At 53.8% G+C, this 22,119-nt stretch carries 15 protein-coding genes; 6 read left to right on the forward strand and 9 right to left on the reverse strand.

All coding sequences use genetic code 11. The annotated features are described in order from the left end of the window. Nucleotides 1-12: 12 nt before the first annotated feature. From infA to trxB, 5 genes are all read right to left on the reverse strand, one after another. Nucleotides 13-231 (reverse strand): translation initiation factor IF-1, encoded by a 219-nt coding sequence (gene infA / locus AC6I77_RS06115; protein ID WP_002211347.1) that lies wholly within the window; start codon nt 229-231, stop codon nt 13-15. A 345-nt stretch (nt 232-576) separates the two neighbouring features. After that, on the reverse strand, nt 577-1,269 hold the full coding sequence (gene aat / locus AC6I77_RS06120) for a leucyl/phenylalanyl-tRNA--protein transferase (RefSeq protein ID WP_003849322.1): 693 nt from the start codon (nt 1,267-1,269) through the stop codon (nt 577-579). 33 nt (nt 1,270-1,302) lie between these two features. Then, complete coding sequence (gene cydC, locus AC6I77_RS06125) at nt 1,303-3,033, reverse strand: heme ABC transporter ATP-binding protein/permease CydC (RefSeq protein ID WP_039660925.1); 1,731 nt, start codon at nt 3,031-3,033, stop codon at nt 1,303-1,305. Beyond that, the gene (cydD, locus tag AC6I77_RS06130; protein WP_154926003.1) at nt 3,033-4,802 is read right to left on the reverse strand and encodes a heme ABC transporter permease/ATP-binding protein CydD; all 1,770 of its coding nucleotides are present in this window, start codon (nt 4,800-4,802) and stop codon (nt 3,033-3,035) included. The genes cydC and cydD overlap by 1 nt, the downstream gene beginning before the upstream one ends. A 143-nt stretch (nt 4,803-4,945) precedes the next feature. Further along, complete coding sequence (gene trxB / locus AC6I77_RS06135; RefSeq protein ID WP_003849329.1) at nt 4,946-5,914, reverse strand: thioredoxin-disulfide reductase; 969 nt, start codon at nt 5,912-5,914, stop codon at nt 4,946-4,948. Nucleotides 5,915-6,434: 520 nt separating this feature from the next. Here trxB and lrp point away from each other — a divergent pair. The 6 genes from lrp (at nt 6,435) to AC6I77_RS06165 (ending at nt 15,577) form a co-directional block, all read left to right on the forward strand. After that, a complete protein-coding gene (lrp, locus tag AC6I77_RS06140) occupies nt 6,435-6,929 on the forward strand; it encodes a leucine-responsive transcriptional regulator Lrp (protein WP_006118610.1) in 495 nt (164 codons plus the stop codon). A 118-nt stretch (nt 6,930-7,047) separates the two neighbouring features. After that, entirely contained in the window at nt 7,048-10,581 is a 3,534-nt protein-coding gene (locus tag AC6I77_RS06145; protein WP_457171766.1) for a DNA translocase FtsK 4TM domain-containing protein, read from the forward strand. Between the two features lie 178 nt (nt 10,582-10,759). Continuing rightward, complete coding sequence (gene lolA / locus AC6I77_RS06150; protein WP_003849334.1) at nt 10,760-11,371, forward strand: outer membrane lipoprotein periplasmic chaperone LolA; 612 nt, start codon at nt 10,760-10,762, stop codon at nt 11,369-11,371. Nucleotides 11,372-11,378: 7 nt separating this feature from the next. Then, complete coding sequence (locus tag AC6I77_RS06155) at nt 11,379-12,722, forward strand: replication-associated recombination protein A (protein WP_003849336.1); 1,344 nt, start codon at nt 11,379-11,381, stop codon at nt 12,720-12,722. Between the two features lie 92 nt (nt 12,723-12,814). Beyond that, nucleotides 12,815-14,107, forward strand: a complete 1,293-nt coding sequence (gene serS / locus AC6I77_RS06160) for a serine--tRNA ligase (RefSeq protein WP_008925841.1) — start codon at nt 12,815-12,817, stop codon at nt 14,105-14,107. Between the two features lie 318 nt (nt 14,108-14,425). Next, nucleotides 14,426-15,577 (forward strand): MFS transporter, encoded by a 1,152-nt coding sequence (locus AC6I77_RS06165; RefSeq protein ID WP_003849339.1) that lies wholly within the window; start codon nt 14,426-14,428, stop codon nt 15,575-15,577. Between the two features lie 51 nt (nt 15,578-15,628). Here the strand turns inward: AC6I77_RS06165 and pflA are convergent, their stop codons facing one another. The 4 genes from pflA to ycaO form a co-directional block, all read right to left on the reverse strand. Continuing rightward, the gene (gene pflA / locus AC6I77_RS06170; protein ID WP_008925842.1) at nt 15,629-16,369 is read right to left on the reverse strand and encodes a pyruvate formate lyase 1-activating protein; all 741 of its coding nucleotides are present in this window, start codon (nt 16,367-16,369) and stop codon (nt 15,629-15,631) included. A gap of 165 nt (nt 16,370-16,534) precedes the next feature. Further along, nucleotides 16,535-18,817: a formate C-acetyltransferase gene (gene pflB / locus AC6I77_RS06175; protein ID WP_033761664.1), complete on the reverse strand. Its 2,283-nt coding sequence runs from the start codon at nt 18,815-18,817 to the stop codon at nt 16,535-16,537. 70 nt (nt 18,818-18,887) lie between these two features. After that, nucleotides 18,888-19,748, reverse strand: a complete 861-nt coding sequence (focA, locus tag AC6I77_RS06180; protein WP_003849342.1) for a formate transporter FocA — start codon at nt 19,746-19,748, stop codon at nt 18,888-18,890. 369 nt (nt 19,749-20,117) lie between these two features. Next, nucleotides 20,118-21,881 carry a 30S ribosomal protein S12 methylthiotransferase accessory factor YcaO gene (ycaO, locus tag AC6I77_RS06185; protein ID WP_140915845.1) on the reverse strand — a complete coding sequence of 588 codons (1,764 nt, stop codon included), beginning with the start codon at nt 21,879-21,881 and terminating at the stop codon, nt 20,118-20,120. Nucleotides 21,882-22,119: the final 238 nt, after the last annotated feature.

Raw genomic sequence — 22,119 nt, forward strand, 5'->3', positions numbered from 1 at the left:
AGTTACTGCAAATTAGCGACTACGGAAGACAATGCGGCCTTTGCTCAGGTCGTACGGGGTCAACTCAACGGTCACTTTGTCACCCGTCAGGATGCGGATGTAGTTTTTGCGCATTTTACCGGAGATGTGAGCAGTGACCACGTGTCCGTTCTCAAGTTCTACGCGGAACATGGTGTTAGGTAACGTATCCAGTACGGTACCTTGCATTTCAATATTGTCTTCTTTGGCCATCGAATCCTCTGGGTGTACTACCTTTCAGTTGAACCGGCAAGATAATGCCCAATTCAACGATTTATGTAAAGAACCGTCGGCGATTTTGCCAACGCTTTGCCGGGGTGCACGTCAGTTACGTGCATCCGGTAAAATTAGGGTGTTTATGGTGGCGTCTGCAGGGGATTAGCGGGCTAAGAATCTGTATCAACCGGTAACACGCGCACGATTGAAAACAGTTCCGAGAGTGCGTTGAGATTCCCAGCCTGGCAATTCCGGCTCGTTATTGCGAAGCGCGGACGACATACCAAACTCGACTATTATACCACTTATGCGCCTTTATGTGTGCAAAACATCTCAGTAGCACTAAAAAAGCGTTTGTGTCTGCCAGCATCCATCGCTGACCGGCTGACTGGCAAGGCTTTGTACATATTGCAGATAATCAGCGCGCGGGATTTCCTGCGCGCCTAATGACGCGGTGTGGGGATTAAGCACCTGGCAATCCACCAGACGGCCCTGATGTCGGATAAAATGCTGACAAAATACCCAAAGTGCGGTTTTAGAGGCATTCTGCTGACGGCTGAACATCGATTCGCCGCAGAAGATTTGCCCCATCGCCAGGCCATACATGCCACCCACCAGCTGATGTTCATCCCACACTTCAATGGAGTGGGCATGGCCCAGCTCATACAATCGCAACCAGGCGCGCTTCATTTCAAAAGTAATCCAGGTGCCTTCTTCGCGACCGGTAGCGCAGCCCTCGATCACCTCGTCGAATGACTCGTTCATCGTTACCCGATAAGGTGAACGGCTGTGAAAGCGTTTCATGCTACGACTCAGGTGAAACTGCTCGGGCAACAGGACTGCTCGGGGATCGGGTGACCACCAGAGGATGGGATCGCCGGGGGAAAACCATGGAAAAATGCCGCACTGATAAGCATTTAGCAGCCGGGCAGGGGAGAGATCCCCACCCATAGCCAGTAAGCCATTTGGCTCACGAAGTGCCATTTCAGGTGGGGGAAATTGCAGAGATTCCCGTGACAGTTGTACCAGTCTCATCGCGTTGCGTTACTCATCAGCATTTCGCTATGACTATAACGCAATCCGCTGCCGGAAACGCCAGTAGCGGCCCGCTTTTGAGATTAATTCCGCATGGCTACCCTGTTCAACAATGGCACCATTATCCATTACGCAGATGCGATCCATCAGCTCCAGGCCGCTGAGACGATGCGTGACCATGATCATCGTCTTCCCGGCGGTCAACTGCTGGAGCAGCGTCAGAATATGCTGCTCGGTAGTGGCATCCAGCCCTTCAGTAGGTTCATCCAGCAGCCAGAGATCGCCGTCATGTAACAATGCGCGCGCCAGCGCCAGCCGGCGCAGTTCGCCGCCCGACAGCGGGCGACCACCTTCCCCCATCCAGGCGTTCAGGCCTTCCTGATTTTCAAGCAGGCGCTGCAGGCCCACGTCGTTGAGTGCGCGAGTTAACTGCTCATCACTGGCATCAGGGCAAGCCAGCAGTAAATTATCGCGCAGGCTCTGGCTGAAGAGGTGAACCCGCTGCGTTACCACGCTGATGCGCTGGCGCAACGCGGGTTCTGACCATTCGCGAATCGGCCGATCATTTAAACTGATAACGCCGTGCTGGCTCTCCCAGCCACGGGTTAACAGCGCCAGCAATGTTGATTTTCCGCAGCCGGTCGGCCCCAGCAGCGCAATATGCTCACCGGCTGCTATGGAGAGGGTACAGCGGTTTAGCACCTTATCCGGACGGTCGGGATAGCTGAAGTCGAGCTGATCGATCCCGATCGAAAGAGGTCCCGGTCGGGCCTCGGAATGTGCCGGGAAAGTGATCGCAGGAGACTGGTCGATAATGTCATTGACTCTCTGAGCGGCGTTTATCACCTGTGACATAGGCAGGAAGGCGCCTGCTACCGGTGCCAGCGCTTCAAAGGCGGCCAGGGCGCAAAACACCACCAGCGCAATCAGCGAACCGGGTAACTGCTGTTCGCTGATGGTGGCGGCACTCAGCCAGAGCAGCAGTGTGACCGTTACACCGCTGATCAGCAGCAGCAGACTCTGTGCGGCGGCCTGTAAGCGTTGTTGTTGACTTTGTGCCTGCTGCCAGCGCTGTTCATCTTCATCGAGCTGCTGTCGCCATCCCTGCGAGGCACCGTACAATGTCAGTTCAGCCTGGGCCGCCAGCCACTGCATCAGTTGTAAGCGCCAGTGGGCACGACCCTGGGCAATGGCAACACCTGCCGGCGATCCCAGACGATAAAACAGGGCTGGCATCAGTACCAGCGTACTCAACATGATGCCGCCCAGCGTCAGTGCCAGATGAAAATTGATAAAACTCATCCCGAAGGTCACCACGACACTCACGATAAAAGCGCCAAGCAGTGGCGAGATGACGCGCAGATAGAGATGATCCAGCGTATCGACATCAGCCACAAAGCGGTTGAGCAGGTCCGCCTGCCGGAATCGCGAGAGCTGGCCAGGGGAAAGGGCCATCAGGCGGCTGAACGTGTGGACACGCAAGTGCTGAAGCACCCTGAACGTTGCATCGTGGCTGACCAGCCGTTCAGCATAGCGTGCGGCGGTGCGAATGATGGCTGCGCCACGGACGCCCGCCGCAGGCAGCATGTAGTTGAAGGTATAGAGACCCGCGACACCGGCCACTGAGGAGGCGGCCAGAAACCAGCCAGAGAGCGTCAGCAGGCCAATGCTGGCCAGCAGGGTAACAATCGCCAGCACGATGCCCAGCGTCAGGCGAAAAGGGTGGCGCAGCCAGAGACGAAGAAAAGGACGCAAGGCGGACATCAGCGGATCTCCTGTTGGCGATGCTTTAGCATCTCGCTAAAGGCACCTGGCTGTTGTGACAGCTGCTGCCAGTTACCCTGCTGGACCAGCTTACCCGCTTCCATCACCCAGAGGGTCTGCCAGCGGCTTAGCGTATCGATCTGATGAGTAATCATCAGTGTGGTCTGCCGATCTGCCGCCTCGTTCAGCGCCAGCATCACATGGCGTTCGCTGAGTGCATCCAGGCTGGCTGCCGGTTCATCAAGCAGCAAAAAATGTGAGGTTTTATAGAGTGCACGTGCAACCGCGACCCGTTGCGCCTGGCCCACCGACAGCTGATGACCGCCATCGCCAGGCGGGGTCTCAATGCCTAAGGGCAGACGCGGCAGGAACTCATTGATGCCGCACGCTTCCAGCAGTGCTGCAAAGCGCTCGCTGTCCCAGGCGGCATTCATCAGGATGTTGTCGCGCAATGTGCTGGCCGGTAATTGAGGATTCTGTCCTACCCAACTCAGTTGCTGATGCCAGTCGCTCCGGCGTATATCGCGCAGTTCGACGCTATTGACTTTCAGCGAGCCCTGATAGGGCAGAAACCCGAGCAGAGCGTTCATCAGTGCCGTTTTACCCGCCCCGCTTTGACCGACCAGCGCAATCTGCTCACCCGCAGCAATGGTAAAAGTTAGAGGGCCACACAGCACCTGGCCATCAGGTGCGCAGACACAGAGATCGTCAGCGCTTAGCGCGATTGCGCGATCGGTAGTGAAAGGGCGCTGGCCTCTCTGCGGGGCGGCGTCGGGCGTCGCCTGCATAAAGGCTTCAAGCGCATCGGCACCGCCCACCGCCTGCGCTTTGGCGTGATAGAACGCACCGAGATCGCGCAGTGGCTGGAAAAACTCCGGAGCGAGGATCAGCACCAGGAAGCCGGCAAACAGCGTCACGCCCTGGCCATACGCACCGAAATGCAATTCGCCCAGATAGGAGAAACCAAAATAGACGGCCACCACGGCAATCGCTAACGAGGCAAAAAACTCCAGTACGGCGGAGGAGAGAAAGGCGAGGCGCAGCACTTCCATGGTGCGCTGGCGAAAATCGGTGGTGGCGGCGGCAACGGCCTGCTGTTCTGCTTCACCACGATGAAACAGTCGCAGCGTCTCTCTGCCGCGCAGGCGGTCCAGAAAATTCCCGCTCAGGCGAGCCAGTACCAGAAAGTTTCGGCGGTTGGCCTCGGCAGCACCCATTCCAGCCAGCGCCATAAACAGCGGTATCAACGGCGCGGTGGCAAAAAGAATCAGACCTGCCGTCCAGTTCAACGGGAAAATGGTCAGCAGAATGCAGCAGGGGATCACGACTGCCAGTGTCATCTGCGGCAGATAGCGGGCGTAATACTCCTGCATCTCTTCGATCTGTTCCAGCAACAGCGTTGCCCAGCTACCGGCTGGTCTTCCCTGAATCCACGCCGGGCCGAGATCAGATAACCGGTCAAGAACCTGCTGTCGTAAAGCCTGGCGGATAGCCTGCCCGGCACGGTAACCGGTCAGTTCGCGGGCGTAGTTAATCAGGGCACGGAGCACAAAGCAGAGCAGTAATAGCAGGATGCTGACCGTCAGCGTTTCGCGCGGCTGTTGATCAATAATCAGCGCCTGAAGCAGCGAGGCCAGTAAACCGGCCTGGGCAATGATCAGCAGTGCACTCGCCGTGCCGAGCAGCGTGTTGAGTCGCAACCAGCGACCGGCGAAACGACGTTGCTGACGAAGCCAGCGGGTAAGATGCTGCTGCCGCGATTTGTCCATGCGAGACCATGATAAATATCGATGATGGGGGAAAATGGAAAGACATTTCCATCTCTTCTGGCGCAAGAATCTAGCATGAGAGCAATAAAAAAGGCGACGGAAAAACCGTCGCCTGGAACATTTGAGATCAGAGGGTTAACAACTTACTGATCGTTTTTAACTAACCCGTCAAGAAAACGCTCAGCGTCTAACGCAGCCATGCAGCCAGTGCCCGCAGAGGTAATCGCCTGACGATAGATATGGTCCATCACATCACCTGCTGCAAAAACGCCAGGGATGCTGGTCTGGGTGGCGTTGCCGTGTAAACCGGACTGAACTTTGATGTATCCGTTCTCCAGCGCCAGCTGACCTTCAAAGATGGCCGTATTCGGGCTGTGCCCGATAGCAACAAACAGACCCGCCACTTCCAGTGCTTCCGTCTCATCACTGTTCTGGGTAGAACGCAGCGTCAGACCTGTCACGCCCATCTGATCGCCTACCACTTCTTCAAGCGTGCGATGAGTGTGCAGCACGATATTGCCGTTACGCACTTTTTCCATCAGGCGGTCAATCAGGATCTTCTCAGCGCGGAAGCTGTCACGACGGTGAATCAGGTGCACTTCAGCGGCAATGTTCGCCAGATAAAGTGCTTCTTCAACGGCCGTGTTGCCACCGCCAATCACCGCGACTTTCTGATTGCGATAGAAAAAGCCGTCACAGGTTGCGCAGGCAGAAACGCCTTTGCCTTTGAACGCCTCTTCAGATGGCAGGCCCAGATAACGTGCCGACGCACCCGTTGCGATGATAAGCGCATCTGCTGTGTATTCGCCGCTATCGCCAGTGAGGCGGAACGGACGATTCTGCAGATCCACCGTGTGGATGTGATCAAAAATGATCTCAGTATTGAATTTTTCGGCATGCTCGTGCATGCGCTCCATCAGCGATGGACCTGTCAGATCGTGCGGGTCGCCCGGCCAGTTTTCCACTTCAGTAGTCGTGGTCAGCTGTCCGCCTTTTTCCAGACCCGTGATCAATACGGGGTTCAGGTTGGCGCGTGCAGCATAAACGGCTGCGGTATAACCCGCTGGGCCAGAGCCCAGAATGAGTAACTTACTGTGTTTGGCCGTACTCATGCGTTCCTCAGTTTCATTCGGCTGACATAGCCTGCGATTGTAGGGAATATCCGGCGACAATGACAAGGCTTAGCCAATTTTGTTAACGATAGCTGCAAATGGCGTAGACGATGAACGGCAGTTTTGCCTGGCGAATGCGCCAAAAGGGGGCAAAACTCGGGCTGAATGGGTGCAAAAGTGCAAAAATACTCATTTAAAAACAGATACCCAGCTAACTGTCTGGCATCTTGTCCTGAATTTGGTGATTTTACTTTGACAATCGCCTGCGCTTTTGCGAAAACATTATCAGAAGCGAATAACATTTATCGGAACAAAACAGGTTTTCCTCGCCTGTTTTGCACTTAACGCCGAATAAAAGCAGCCTGATATGGATAATGACGCATGATGTGGACAGACAATATGCGTCATGTCGATAGATTTCAGAACACAGGCTCTGTTAGCTCACTTCAGAAATGCCCCGAACAATGAGCGTTTTCAGGGCGTGGCAGGTAAAGGGAAGGAATTAAGAGAGACAATAATAATGGTAGACAATAAGAAACGCCCCGGAAAAGATCTCGACAGAATTGACAGGAACATTCTGAATGAACTTCAGAAAGATGGTCGCATTTCAAACGTAGAGCTTTCCAAACGCGTAGGCTTATCGCCTACGCCATGTCTTGAACGCGTGCGTCGTCTTGAACGTCAGGGATTTATTCTTGGCTATACCGCGCAGTTGAACCCGCACTATCTTGATGCATCGCTACTGGTATTCGTTGAGATTACTCTGAATCGTGGTGCGCCGGATGTGTTTGAGCAATTTAACGCCGCTGTGCAAAAACTTGAGGAAACTCAAGAGTGTCACCTTGTTTCCGGCGATTTCGACTACCTGCTGAAAACGCGCGTACCTGATATGTCTGCCTACCGTAAGTTGCTGGGTGAAACCCTGTTGCGCCTGCCCGGCGTAAACGACACGCGAACTTACGTGGTGATGGAAGAGGTCAAACAGAGCAATCGACTGGTGATCAAAACCCGCTGATGCGGGGCAGGTGCAAAACCTGTTAGATTTCGGTACACTCCTGTGAATTCATACAGGATCAGCGTCGGGCTCGCCCGGCGCTGTTGCTTCTTACTTTACAGGCACCTGGAGAGTCCTCTTGAGCCAGGAATATACAGAAGATAAAGACGTTTCGTTACAATCGCTGAGCAGTGGACGTCGTCTGCTGGAAGCGTTGCTTATTCTGGTGGCGCTGTTTGCCATCTACCTGATGGTTTCTTTAGTCAGTTTTAACCCTTCCGACCCGAGCTGGTCGCAAACGGCCTGGCATGAACCTATCCACAATATCGGCGGCAGCGTCGGTGCCTGGCTGGCTGACACCTTACTCTTCATCTTTGGTGTGATGGCGTACGCCATTCCGCCCGTCATCCTGGGTCTGTGCTGGATTGCTTTCCGTCAGCGCGACAGCCAGGACTACTTTGACTGCTTTGCTGTCGGGCTGCGCTTAATTGGCGTCCTGGCACTGGTGGTGACGACCTGTGGTATGGCGGCGCTAAATGCCGATGATATCTGGTACTTCGCCTCAGGCGGCGTGATTGGTAGCCTGGTGAGTAATGCGATTGCCCCCTGGTTCAGTCCAGCGGGTGGCACGCTTATGCTGCTTTGCGTCTGGGCGGCGGGCATTACCCTTTACACCGGCTGGTCATGGCTCACCATCGCAGAAAGAATTGGTGGCGTGGTGATGGGCGTGCTGACGTTTGCCAGCAACCGTTCACGTCACGATGAACCCTGGCAGGAAGAGGATGACGAGCAGGACGCGCATGAATACGCGGATGTGCCTGAACTGCATGCTACCGATCAGGATGAAGATGTGCTGCTTTCTGCTCCACGTGCAGCCGCCCAGCCTGCGGCGTCACAGCCGGATCCTCTGCTGGCTAAAGCGGCAGCAGCAACCAGCGCGGCGGTAGCGGCAACGGCGGAAGCCGCAGAGGTGACGCTCGCGCCGGCTGCTCCGGTAACGCCTGCCGCTGTTGCAGCGCCTTCTGCGGCGGCATCTGCGCCTGCAGCTATGCCAGCATCGCCGACGGCACAACCCGCGCCTGCGGCCGTGCAGAGCGCGCCAGCATCCTATGGTGCAGCAACGGCTCCGACTCCGGCGCAGAGTGCTTCTGCACCTGCGACCTCACCACCGCTTTATCACTTTGAAATGCCGGACGAGGCCCCGGCTGCGCCGTCGTTCAGTGCTTACGACGACGATGAACCTAAAATGGGGAACTGGCGCGACACACCAGCAATGCCTGCGGCTCCTGCAGCTGCGGCCGCCGTCGCTGCCACTGCGGCCCAGGCGACCACGCGTACTGCCCCTGTTTTCGATTTAGCCCCTGAAACCAATCCCAACCCGCAGGTTAAGCAGGGCATCGGACCGGCGCTACCGCGTCCTAACCCGGTAAAACTGCCAACCCGTCGTGAGCTGGCCTCTTATGGCATTAAATTGCCTTCTCAGCGCATGGCTGAAGAGAAAGCAAAAACGGAAGAGAGCGAAACGGCCCCGGCTGGATCAGTTTCTGCTGCACCTGATGCTGAAGAGGCGCTGCAGCAGGCTGAACTGCGTCAGGCCTTCCAGTCTGAACAGCAGCAGCGTTATGGCACCAGCTGGCAGCAGGACGAGGAAGATGAGCAGGATGCTCAGCATCAGGATGCACTGGCACGTCAGTTCGCCGAGCAGCAGCAACAGCGCTATGAACCTGAAGTGAAAAAAGAGCCGGTATTTAATATTGATACCGCCTCAGCGTTTGATTTTTCACCGATGAAAGATCTGGTGGATGACGGCCCGTCTGAACCGCTGTTTACGATTGCCGCGACGCCAGAACCGGAAGCTCCTGCGGTTTCACACGAACCATGGCAGCAGGTGAGTGAGGTTTCACAACCTCAGGCTCCGGCTCAGGTTCCTGCACCTGACCGCTTTATCCCGGCAGAATCAGATTACAGTACGCCAGCAGCCTCGTCTGAGCCTGTGTATGCAGCGCCTGCAGCACCCTCTGCGCCCGCTTATGGTGCGCCAGTGGCTTCTCAGGCTCCGGCTTATTCTGCTCCCGCTTATGGTTCGCCAGCCGCCGTGCCGGCTCAGCCGGTTGAAGAAGCGAAACCTTCGCTGCATGACAGCCTGATTCATCCGTTCCTGATGCGCCATGAACAGCCTCTGGAGAAACCGTCTACACCACTGCCTTCACTGGATCTGCTGACTGCGCCACCTGAAGAAGAAGAGCCGGTGGACATGTTTTCGCTGGAGCAGACCGCCCGTCTGGTTGAGTCGCGCCTGGGTGATTATCGTGTGAAAGCGGAAGTGGTTGGCATCTCGCCTGGCCCGGTTATTACCCGTTTTGAACTCGACCTGGCACCTGGCGTGAAAGCGGCGCGTATTTCAAACCTGTCGCGTGATTTAGCACGTTCGCTGTCCACGGTTGCGGTTCGTGTGGTGGAAGTGATTCCAGGCAAGCCTTACGTGGGTCTGGAACTGCCTAACAAGCATCGTCAGACAGTCTATCTGCGTGAAGTACTGGATTGCCCTAAATTCCGCGACAATCCGTCACCGCTGGCTGTTGTGCTGGGTAAAGATATTGCGGGTCAGCCTGTCGTCGCCGATCTGGCGAAAATGCCGCACTTACTGGTAGCCGGTACCACCGGTTCCGGTAAATCTGTGGGTGTGAACGCCATGATTATCAGCATGCTTTATAAGGCGACGCCGGAAGAAGTTCGCTTCATCATGATCGACCCGAAAATGCTGGAGCTGTCGGTCTACGAAGGCATCCCACACCTGCTGACCGAAGTCGTCACAGACATGAAAGATGCCGCCAATGCGCTGCGCTGGAGTGTTGGCGAAATGGAGCGTCGCTATAAGCTGATGTCGGCGCTGGGCGTGCGTAACCTGGCAGGTTACAACGAGAAAGTGGAACAGGCTGAAGCGATGGGCCGTCCGATTCCCGATCCGTTCTGGAAGCCGGGCGACAGTATGGATATGACGCCGCCGGTCCTGGAAAAACTGCCTTACATCGTGGTAATGGTCGATGAGTTTGCCGACCTGATCATGGCAGTGGGTAAAAAAGTTGAAGAGTTGATTGCGCGTCTGGCACAGAAAGCCCGAGCCGCAGGTATCCACCTGGTGCTGGCAACACAGCGCCCATCCGTGGATGTGATTACTGGCCTGATCAAAGCGAACATCCCGACGCGTATCGCCTTTACCGTGTCGAGCAAGATTGACTCACGTACCATTCTCGATCAGGGCGGCGCGGAGTCACTGCTGGGGATGGGTGACATGCTCTATATGCCGCCAAACTCCTCCCTGCCTATTCGTGTGCACGGTGCCTTTGTTCGTGACCAGGAAGTGCATGCCGTGGTTCAGGACTGGAAAGCGCGTGGACGTCCGCAATATATCGACAGCATTACCGCGGGCGAAGAGAGCGAAAGTGCCGGTGGCATCGACAGTGATGAAGAGCTCGATCCGCTGTTCGACCAGGCAGTCGGCTTTGTGGTTGATAAACGTCGAGCATCGATTTCAGGCGTTCAGCGTCAGTTCCGCATTGGTTATAACCGTGCGGCACGTATCATTGAGCAGATGGAAGCGCAGGGCATTGTCTCTGCACCAGGCCACAATGGTAACCGTGAAGTCCTGTCTCCGCCCCCACACGACATGTAGCAGTTAAATGTTTTGAAACACTACTCACTGAGCCAGTTCCGACTGGCTCATTGTTTTTTATACGGTTAAGCCCCATATCTGAATCAGCTTTCGGTTTTTTCTTCTGTTCTGATGGCGGAACGGCGACCAGGCTTAATGCAGTTATCGATGGGAACGTTTAAATAAGGAATTGAAGCAGATGAAATTACGCGTAATCGCTCTGGGCCTGTTGGCCACCTTTTCTTCAGCCAGCGTATTGGCTGATGCTTCCAGTGATCTGCAGCAGCGCCTGAATAAGGTCAGCAGCTTCCACGCCAGCTTCACGCAAAAAGTGACCGACAGCAGCGGCGCCAATGTGCAGGACGGCGAAGGCGAGTTGTGGGTTAAACGTCCCAGCCTGTTTAACTGGCACATGACCGCACCGGACGAAAGTATCATCATCTCCGACGGCAAATCGCTTTGGTTCTACAACCCGTTTGTTGAACAGGCTACTGTCAGCCTGCTGCAGAATGCCACCAGCAACACGCCGTTTATGCTGATTGCCCGTAACCAGTCAAACGACTGGAAGCAATACAACATCAAACAGCAGGGTGACAATTTCGAACTGACGCCGAAAAACAGCGACGGCAACCTGAAACAGTTCACTATTCAGGTGACGTCCAGCGGCACCATTAACCGCTTCAGCGCGATTGAGCAGGATGGTCAGCGCAGCGATTACCAGCTGAAAAGCCAGCAGAATGGCGCGATCAGCCCGGATAAATTCACGTTCACACCGCCAAAAGGCGTGACGGTGGACGACCAACGTCAGTGAGGTCACGGTGAGTAACCTGTCCCTGGATTTTTCCACCGAGAATTTCAAACCTCTGGCCGCACGTATGCGGCCAGAAACGTTGAAACAGTACATTGGTCAGCAGCATCTGCTGGGCGCGGGTAAACCGCTGCCGCGTGCGATTGAAGCCGGGCATCTGCATTCAATGATCTTATGGGGACCGCCCGGGACCGGCAAAACCACGCTGGCTGAGATCATCGCGCATTACGGTAATGCCGATGTGGAGCGTATCTCTGCAGTGACCTCCGGCGTAAAAGAGATCCGTGAAGCGATTGAGCGTGCCCGACAGAACAAACATGCCGGACGGCGCACTATTCTGTTTGTGGACGAGGTCCATCGGTTCAACAAGAGCCAGCAGGATGCTTTTCTGCCCCATATTGAAGATGGCACCATCACCTTTATTGGTGCCACCACCGAAAATCCCTCTTTCGAACTTAACTCCGCATTGCTGTCACGCGCCCGCGTTTACCTGCTGAAATCACTGACGCTCGAAGATATTGAGCAGGTGCTGGATCAGGCGATGCAGGATAAAGCGCGAGGTTATGGCGAGAGTGACATCGTGCTGCCGGATAATACCCGCAGGATGATTGCTGAACTGGTTAATGGTGATGCACGCCGGGCATTGAATACGCTGGAAATGATGGCAGATATGGCCGAAACCACCGCCTCAGGTCAGCGTGAACTGACGCCTCAGTTGCTTAACGAAGTCTCGGGTGAGCGATCCGCGCGTTTTGATAACAAAGGCGATCGTTTTTACGATCTGATTTCGGCGCTGCACAAATCGGTTCGCGGCTCCGCGCCAGATGCAGCGCTCTACTGGTATGCGCGCATCATCACCGCAGGCGGCGATCCGCTCTATGTGGCTCGCCGGCTGCTGGCTATCGCCTCCGAAGATGTCGGCAATGCCGATCCACGCGGTATGCAGGTGGCGATTGCAGCCTGGGATTGCTTCACGCGCGTGGGTCCGGCAGAAGGGGAGCGCGCCATCGCTCAGGCCATTGTTTATCTGGCCTGTGCGCCGAAAAGTAACGCGGTCTATAACGCCTTTAAAGCCGCGATGCGTGATGCGCGTGATAATCCTGATTACGATGTGCCGGAACATCTGCGCAACGCGCCGACTAAGCTGATGAAAGAGATGGGGCTGGGCAAAGAGTACCGTTATGCTCATGATGAAACCAACGCCTATGCTGCCGGTGAAGTCTATTTTCCAAAGGAACTGGCCAGCACGCGCTATTACACGCCAACCCAGCGCGGGCTTGAGGGTAAGATTGGTGAAAAGCTAAGCTGGCTGGCTGAGCAGGATCAAAATAGCCCGACAAAACGCTACCGCTGAAACAGACCTTACGGTAATGTGGGCAATGTTTTCAACGCATTCCACAGGAATGCGTCCCTTCTTTCAACCAACTTTTTATACACAGGATAAGCATGCTCGATCCCAATCTGCTGCGTAACGAGCCAGACGCAGTCGCAGAAAAACTGGCACGCCGGGGATACAAACTGGATGTGGAAACGCTGCGTTCGCTTGAAGAGCGTCGCAAAGTACTGCAGGTGGAAACAGAAAATTTGCAGGCAGAGCGTAACTCCCGATCCAAATCCATCGGTCAGGCCAAAGCACGTGGGGAAGACATCGAGCCGCTGCGCCAGGAAGTGAATGCGCTGGGCGAACGCCTGGATGCCGCTAAAGCAGAACTGGACGAACTGCAGAATCAAATCCGTGACTTCGCGCTGGCAATGCCGAACATTCCGGCAGACGAAGTGCCGCTGGGCAAAGATGACAGCGAAAACCAGGAAGTGAGCCGCTGGGGTACGCCGCGCGAGTTCAGTTTCCAGGTTAAAGATCACGTTGAGCTGGGTGAAGCGGCTAAAGGCCTGGATTTTGCGGCTGCCGTGAAACTGACCGGTTCGCGCTTTGTTGTCATGCAGGGGCAGATTGCCCGCCTGCACCGTGCACTGAGTCAGTTTATGATTGACCTGCACACTGAGCAGCATGGCTACCTTGAAACCTCCGTGCCTTACCTGGTTAACCACGCAACGCTTTACGGTACCGGACAGTTGCCTAAGTTTGGCGAAGACCTGTTCCACACCCGTCCGCTGGAAGAGGAGTCAGACAGCAGCAACTATGCACTGATTCCTACCGCGGAAGTGCCGCTGACCAACCTGGTGCGTGACGAGATCCTCGAAGAGGATACCCTGCCGGTTAAACTCACCGCACATACACCGTGCTTCCGTTCCGAAGCGGGTTCTTACGGTCGTGACACACGCGGTCTGATCCGTATGCACCAGTTCGACAAAGTTGAGATGGTGCAGATCGTTACCCCGGAACAGTCTATGGAGGCGCTTGAAGAGCTGACCGGCCACGCTGAAAAAGTTCTGCAACTGCTGAACCTGCCATACCGCAAGGTTTTACTCTGTACCGGCGATATGGGCTTCGGAGCGACTAAAACCTACGATCTGGAAGTCTGGTTACCGGCGCAGAACACCTACCGCGAGATTTCATCCTGTTCCAACATGGGTGATTTCCAGGCGCGTCGTATGCAGGCGCGTTGCCGTAACAAACAGGATAAGAAGCCGCGTCTGGTTCATACCCTGAATGGTTCAGGTCTGGCCGTCGGCCGTACCCTGGTGGCAGTGCTGGAAAACTATCAGCAGGAAGATGGTCGTATCGCCGTACCGGAAGTTTTACGCCCTTACATGAAGGGCGTCGAAATTATCGGCTAAGCAATCAGGTATCTGAAGACCCGGCCATGGCCGGGTTTTTTTTTGTCCTGCATCTGAAAAATAGGATTTATATCTCGCTGATTTAATCACAAATAAACGTTATCGATAACAGATGTGCTGGAGTGCTTAAAAACCTAATTTTTCATAGAGATAGCATTTAGCCCTATGTCGCTTAAGACGATTGTAACCCACTGAAGATTAGTAAATTAAATTGTCGGGCAGCAAAATGTGCTGCCGTTAAATTCCTTCCGTTGACTTTAAAAAAGCTAATGGCAAACTGCGCGCAATTTCCTTCATTTGCTCTGGTTTCTATCCCCTATGTCAACCTGGTCACGCCCCGTGATACTGCTGCTTTGCGGCCTGATGTTAATGACTGTCGCAATTGCCGTGCTGAATACGCTCGTTCCACTGTGGCTGACGCATGACTTACTGACAACCTGGCAGGTGGGTATAGTAAGTTCGTCTTATTACACCGGTAATCTCGCAGGCACGCTGCTGGCTGGCTGGTTAATCAGACAGTACGGCTTCAATCGCAGCTATTACCTGGCTACCGTGATGTTTGCCGTCGCGACCCTGTGCCTGGCGATGATGTCGGGCTTCTGGGCCTGGAGTTCAATGCGATTCATCGCGGGTGTCGGCTGTGCGCTGATGTGGGTGGTGGTTGAGAGCGCACTTCTGTGCAGCGGCACGGTGCGTAATCGCGGACAACTGCTGGCGGCCTACATGGTTGTCTATTACATCGGTACTGTGACCGGCCAGTTACTGGTCAGCAAACTCTCTACGGAATTACTCAGCGTGATCCCGTGGGTAACCTCGCTGGTCTTCTGCGCCGTACTGCCGCTGGTCTTTACCCGCGTTTCCAGTAATGGTGAAGCGACAGAGGCGGCTCCGGCCCGCATCTGGCCGATGCTGCGTCGTCGTAGTTCCCGCCTGGGTATTAATGGCTGCATCATCTCTGGCATCCTTCTGGGCTCGCTTTATGGCCTGATGCCGCTTTACCTGTCACATCAGGGAATGAGTGACGCAAATGTCGGTTACTGGATGGCGTTGCTGGTCAGCGCAGGTATTGTGGGCCAGTGGCCCGTTGGCCGCCTGGCTGATCGTTTTGGTCGCATGCTGGTGCTACGGGTTCAGGTTTTTGTCGTTATCCTGGGCGCGATGGCCATGTTGACCAATGCCGCGATGGCGCCTGCGCTGTTTGTGCTGGGCCTGGCAGGCTTCACACTCTATCCGGTGGCGATGTCCTGGGCTTGTGAGACGGTCGCCCACCATGAGCTGGTTGCAATGAACCAGGCGTTGCTGATGAGTTATACCGTAGGCAGTCTGGCTGGACCGGCAATGACCTCTGTTCTGATGCAGAATTATTCTGACCAGCTATTGTTCGTGATGATCGCGGCTGTGGCGCTGATTTATCTGGTTATGCTGCTGCGCAAAACGAATCATCAGGCTACGCCAGTGGCACATGCCTGATCGCCATTTGGCCAAAAGGGAGCGTTAAGCTCCCTTTTTTGTGGCCGATTGTTAGTACATCACTTCGTGGCCGTAACTGGCGAGAATGTTTTTCACGCGCTCCATCGTCTCTTTACCCGGCGGCTTTACGCCATCCAGCTTGTACTCTTCACCCATCGCAATCCATTTATGCTTACCCAGTTCGTGATAGGGCAGCAATTCAATCTTCTCAACGTTCTGCATATCACGGGTGAATTCGCCCAGGCGATGCGCGGTGTCATCGTCATCGGAATAGCCCGGTACGACAACGAAACGGATCCAGGTTCTCTTGCCTTTTTTCTGCAGATAACGGGCAAAGTCCAGGGTACGGTGATTAGAGACCCCCACCAGAATCTGATGCACATCGTCATTCATCTGTTTCAGGTCGAGCATCACTAAGTCAGTAACATCAAGCAGTTCATCGATCACCGGATCATAGCGGCGTACGAAACCGTTCGTGTCGAGACAGGTATGAATGCCTTCCGCTTTACAGGCGCGAAACCAGTCGCGCACAAATTCAGCCTGAAGAATCGCTTCACCACCAGAGGCCGTAACACCGCCGCCAGAGGCGTTCATAAAATGGCGATAGGAAAGCACATCCGCCATCAGCGCTTCAACGCTGATCTCTTTGCCGCCGTGGGTATCCCAGGTGTCGCGGTTGTGGCAGTAGAGGCAGCGCATCAGGCAGCCCTGAAAGAAGGTGATAAAACGGATGCCGGGACCATCGACGGTGCCGCAGGATTCAAATGAGTGGATACGACCGTTAACTGACATTGCGATGTGTTCTCCAGTGAGTCTGCCGGGACAGACGGCGCAATCTCTGTTGCGCTCAGGGCAGGAAATCGATTCTGGTGGGAACCTTGATAAAGATGACCAACAAAACAGACTTTTAAGGAAAAGGCTCCGCGAGGAGCCTTTTTATATCGGGTTGAGCCGTGATTACAGTGACTGTGTGAAGGTACGGGTAATCACATCCTGCTGCTGCTCTTTGGTCAGTGAGTTAAAGCGCACAGCATAACCGGAAACGCGAATGGTCAGCTGCGGATACTTCTCTGGATGCTCCATCGCGTCCAGCAGCATTTCACGGTTCATGACATTGACGTTAAGGTGCTGACCGCCTTCGATGCTCGCTTCATGATGGAAGTAACCATCCATCAGACCGGCAAGGTTAGTTTTACGCACGTTATCATCTTTACCCAGCGCGTTTGGCACGATTGAGAAGGTATAAGAGATGCCATCTTTCGCATAGGCAAACGGCAGTTTCGCGACGGAAGTCAGTGAAGCCACCGCACCTTTCTGGTCACGGCCATGCATTGGGTTAGCACCAGGTCCAAACGGTGCGCCAGCGCGACGTCCATCCGGTGTGTTACCGGTTTTCTTACCATACACCACGTTTGAGGTGATGGTCAGAACAGACTGTGTCGGCACGGCATTACGATAGGTGGTCAGCTGCTGAATTTTCTTCATGAAGCGTTCAACCAGATCGCAGGCCAGGTCATCAACGCGGGAGTCGTTGTTACCGAACTGAGGATATTCACCTTCGATGTCGAAGTCGATCGCCAGACCATCTTCATCACGAATCGGTTTCACTTTGGCATATTTAATCGCAGACAGTGAATCCGCAGCAACGGAGAGACCAGCGATACCACACGCCATGGTGCGATAGACGTCACGGTCATGCAGGGCCATCAGCGCGGCTTCGTAGCTGTACTTATCATGCATGTAGTGAATGATGTTCAGCGAAGTCACATACTGTTTTGCCAGCCAGTCCATGAAGTGATCCATACGCTCCATGACGGTGTCGAAGTCCAGCACATCATCGCTGATTTTGTCGCCTTTCGGTCCAACCTGCATTTTCAGTTTTTCATCCACGCCGCCGTTGATTGCGTAGAGCAGGGTTTTCGCCAGGTTGGCACGTGCACCAAAGAACTGCATTTGTTTGCCGACAATCATCGGGCTGACGCAGCAGGCGATGGCATAGTCATCATTGTCGAAATCAGGACGCATCAGGTCATCGTTCTCATACTGCAGAGATGAGGTGTCGATTGAGACTTTAGCGGCATATTTTTTGAAATTAATTGGCAGTTTTTCTGACCACAGAATGGTCATGTTCGGCTCAGGTGAAGGACCCATGGTGTACAGGGTATTCAGGAAGCGGAAGGTACTTTTTGAAACCAGAGTACGGCCATCAACGCCCATACCGGCCAGTGATTCGGTTGCCCAGATTGGGTCACCTGAGAACAGCTCATCATATTCAGGAGTACGCAGGAAGCGAACCATACGCAGTTTCATGACCAGATGGTCAATCAGTTCCTGTGCCTGTTCTTCAGTCAGTTTACCGGCTTTAAGGTCACGCTCGATGTAAACATCCAGGAAGGTTGAGACGCGGCCAAAGGACATGGCAGCACCGTTTTGTGATTTAACGGCAGCAAGGTAGCCATAATAAGTCCACTGTACGGCTTCAACGGCATTGGTTGCCGGGCCCGAAATGTCATGGCCATATTTTGCGGCCATCTCTTTAATCTGCGCCAGCGCACGATGCTGATCCGAGATCTCTTCACGCAGACGAATGGTCGCTTCCAGATTCACGCCATTCTCTAAATCGTTCTGCAGAGAGGCGAACTGGGAGAATTTATCCGCCATCAGGAAATCGATGCCGTAGAGAGCCACGCGACGATAGTCACCGATGATGCGGCCACGTCCATAGGCATCGGGTAAACCGGTCAGGATACCTGATTTACGGCAGCGCATGATGTCCGGGGTGTAAACGTCGAACACGCCCTGATTATGCGTTTTACGGTATTCGGTGAAGATTTTTTTCAGTGAAGGATCGAGTTCACGGCCATAGACTTTGCATGAACCTTCGACCATTTTGATGCCGCCAAAAGGAATCAGCGCGCGTTTTAATGGTGCCTCAGTCTGCAGACCAACGATTTTTTCCAGCGACTTATTGATGTAGCCTGCGTCGTGCGAGGTAATCGTTGAGGCGAGGTCGGTGTCGAAGTCAACTGGCGCGTGGGTGCGGTTTTCAATTTTGATGCCTTCCAGCACGCTTTCCCATAGTTTAGTGGTCGCTTCAGTTGCGCCCGCCAGGAACGACTCATCACCTTCATAAGGAGTGTAGTTTTTCTGAATGAAATCGCGCACATTGACGCTATTCTGCCATTCGCCTTCAGCAAATCCTTCCCATGCTGAAGCCAGTTTTGCATTAAGTTCGGTCATAATATACCTGCCTTATATGAAGAGACTTTACGGTCGGGCACAGTCAACGTCCTGTGCCGTCAAAATGTGTTTAATGGACCTGGTCACCTTTACGGAGATAGATAACCCAGTAGGTCAACCCAACCAGAATGCCGCCGCCAATGATGTTGCCAATGGTCACAGGAATCAGGTTGTCGAGAATAAAGTTGCTCACGGTAAGCGAGTGAAACTGTGCCGCCGTGGTGCCAGCAGCCTGCCAGAATTCAGGTGCCGCGAAGTCGCGAATGACAATGGCATAAGGAATCAGAAACATATTGGCGATGCTGTGCTCGAAACCGCTGGCGACAAACATGCCAACAGGCAAAATCATTACCACCAGCTTATCGGTCAGGGTACGGCCGGAGTAACTCATCCAGACGGCAAGGCAGACCAGCAAATTCGCCAGCGTACCCAGACAAACCGCTTCGATGAATGTGTGATGCATTTTGTGATCGGCGGTTTCCAGGACATTCAATCCCCAGGCGCCATTCGCGACCATATGCTGTCCGGCAAACCACATCAGGGCGACAAAGAAGAGGGCACCTGCAAGGTTACCGGCGTAAACGTTAATCCAGTTGCGGGCCAGCTGTCCCCAGCTGATGCGGCCACTGGCTTTGGCGACGACGATTAAGACAGTAGAAGTAAAGAGGTCAGCGCCACACACGACGACCAGCATCAGGCCGAGTGAGAAACAGACACCGCCAATCAGTTTGGCTATGCCATAGGGCATCGTGCCGCTGCCGGTGGTCGCTGTAATATAAAAAACGAATGCGATGGAGATAAATACGCCAGCGTTTATCGCCAGAAAGAAGGTGGTGAAGGGATGTTTGGTTGCTTTATAGATACCGGCGTCTTCGGCCACTTTCGCCATTGCGGCTGGTAATAAAAGATTAAAAGGGTTGTCAGTTTTCACACTAACTTACTCCAGAAGTTGTCTGGAAAAATACTAACAAAGGAGTATAGGTCAGGAATTGATATGGATCATGTTTGCCGACGTGGCAGCCTGTAAATCGCAGAGGAAAAGCCAAATAAATCTCTAACTGTTTGAAATTATTTGGTTAAATAAATTTTAAAAATGCAAAATTTTTTTAATGTAAAAAGACTTACCTTTTTGAAGGGCCTGCCTGATGAATAATTAATGGCTGATATGTTAATTAAAATGATTTGATGTAATTGAATGGATTTTAATACAGTTAATGTTCCACAAGGAAAGCAGAAAATTATGGCACCAGAAAAGGCCGGTGCCATGTTAATCCTCTTTTTGGATCAGTCGCGTTATAACTTACGCATTTTTCCAGTAGAGACGCTTAGCCGCCTGCAGTTTTTCGTAAGCAGCAAGCAGGGACTGATGGGCCGGGAATGCCTGCAGTTCATCATCAACGGCCTGCAGGCCGTTAAATGGATGTTCACCACTGATGGCGGCTGAGGCTGCTTCCATCGCGCTTTCACCGTACATACGCAGGAAGGCGTGATGATACTGCAGCGGATCACGCTCATCTTCCATTGCCAGTAACAGCAGAGTCTGCAGACAACGATAGTAGTTAGCCCGCTCTGGCGTAAAGATGGAGCTGTTAAACTCCATTGTCCACTCTGTCCAGATCAGTGCCTGATCCAGATCGCCGCCCGCCAGCGCCAGCATCGCTTTTAATTCGCCAACACGCAGTGTGTACCAGCCGTTGTCTTTACCGGTTGCCAGACCCAGTAGTTCGCGAACGCGAGTGAAGTCGTCAAAACCTTCATCATCAAGCTGTCCAATCAGATCCAGATACTCTTCCGGATTCCAGTTGCTGTCAGGCAGGGCCAGCAGGGTTTCACGAATGCCAGCGCCCATGCTGTTATTCGCCAGGAAGAGATCTTCGGCAGGGTAGATATCAGACATCCCCGGTACGATGATGCGGCAGGCATAGACACCCAGATGCTCGTAGTCAGCAATATAGACTTCCTGATCTTCCGAGGCAAAGATGGCCATCAGTGTGGAGAATTCCTGCTCGGTGCTGCCTGCAAATGACCAGTCAACAAAGGGATAGTCCGCTGTTTCTTTAAACAGATCCCATGAGATCAGACCGCTTGAATCAATGAAATGGGTCTCCAGATTGGCATGTTCAGCGACTTCTTCATCATCAAAAGTCGGTGGCGTGAACACATCAAGATCTTTCAGGCTTCGGCCCTGCAGCAGCTCCGTGACAGTTCGTTCCAGTGCCACACCAAAATCGGGATGGGCACCAAAGGAGGCAAAACAGGTTCCGTTGATCGGGTTAAACAGCACCACACAAATCACCGGATATTTACCGCCCAGCGAGGCGTCATAAGCGAAAATCGGGAAACCTTCCGCTTCAAGGCGGGCAATCGCTTCGATCACCTCCGGATAACGCTGCATCACCTCATCAGGAATCGCAGGCAGGCTGATTGCTTCCGCGATGATGCGGTTCTTGATGTAGCGCTCAAACACTTCGGACAGGCCCTGAACACGTGCTTCATTCGCGGTGTTACCTGCGGACATGCCATTTGAGACATAGAGGTTGCCGATGATATTCATCGGGATGTAAACCGTTTGCTGATCCGACTGGCGGGTAAACGGCAGGGCGCAGATACCGCGCTCAGCATTGCCAGACTGCAGATCAATCAGGCCGGAAGCCGTCAGAGCATTGTCGGGATCGTAAAACGCGTTCAGGCGCGCATCCAGAATGCCTTCAGGTAAGGAATCATCCTCAGGTAACGCGAACCATTTTTCATTGGGATAGTGAACAAAGTCGCCGTTCGCGATCTTTTTGCCCAGCCAGAAGTCAGCAAAAAAGTAGTTAGTTGAGAGACGCTCAAAATATTCGCCCAGTGCAGAGGCCAGCGCAGCTTTTTTACTGGCGCCCTTGCCGTTGGTAAAGCAGAGCGGGCAATCGCGGTCGCGGATATGCACTGACCAGACATGGGGAACAGGATTCAGCCAGGAAGCTTCTTCAATGTTAAAGCCGAGATCCTGCAGCTTGTTCTGGAAACGCGCAATGGAGTCTTCCAGTGCGGCATCTTTGCCCGGGATAAATGTTTGCGTCATAGTGCCGCTCTCTCTGTTGTCATGGGGTGCGTAAAGCGCGCAATGATACGGATTTTGCTTACAGACCGCTATCAGGGCGGGACATTTTTACGGGCTTAGTTTTTATCACATCGGCTCTCAGGCCAAACGTGGATTAATGGTGCTGGATGAAGCCTCACAAAATTCCGCGCTGGTTTGCATTGGTAACATAACCTCCGGCGAGGCATATTCAGAAAATGTGACCGCGCCCTGATTTATG

It is taken from the genome of Pantoea sp. X-Soil-ISGK-259 (assembly GCF_059730705.1).

Coding starts and splice junctions, on each gene's coding strand:
- infA (WP_002211347.1), bottom strand. CDS start 231: ATGGCCAAAGAAGACAATATTGAAATGCAAGGTACCGTACTGGATACG.
- aat (WP_003849322.1), bottom strand. CDS start 1,269: ATGAGACTGGTACAACTGTCACGGGAATCTCTGCAATTTCCCCCACCT.
- cydC (WP_039660925.1), bottom strand. CDS start 3,033: ATGTCCGCCTTGCGTCCTTTTCTTCGTCTCTGGCTGCGCCACCCTTTT.
- cydD (WP_154926003.1), bottom strand. CDS start 4,802: ATGGACAAATCGCGGCAGCAGCATCTTACCCGCTGGCTTCGTCAGCAA.
- trxB (WP_003849329.1), bottom strand. CDS start 5,914: ATGAGTACGGCCAAACACAGTAAGTTACTCATTCTGGGCTCTGGCCCA.
- lrp (WP_006118610.1), top strand. CDS start 6,435: ATGGTAGACAATAAGAAACGCCCCGGAAAAGATCTCGACAGAATTGAC.
- lolA (WP_003849334.1), top strand. CDS start 10,760: ATGAAATTACGCGTAATCGCTCTGGGCCTGTTGGCCACCTTTTCTTCA.
- serS (WP_008925841.1), top strand. CDS start 12,815: ATGCTCGATCCCAATCTGCTGCGTAACGAGCCAGACGCAGTCGCAGAA.
- AC6I77_RS06165 (WP_003849339.1), top strand. CDS start 14,426: ATGTCAACCTGGTCACGCCCCGTGATACTGCTGCTTTGCGGCCTGATG.
- pflA (WP_008925842.1), bottom strand. CDS start 16,369: ATGTCAGTTAACGGTCGTATCCACTCATTTGAATCCTGCGGCACCGTC.
- pflB (WP_033761664.1), bottom strand. CDS start 18,817: ATGACCGAACTTAATGCAAAACTGGCTTCAGCATGGGAAGGATTTGCT.
- ycaO (WP_140915845.1), bottom strand. CDS start 21,881: ATGACGCAAACATTTATCCCGGGCAAAGATGCCGCACTGGAAGACTCC.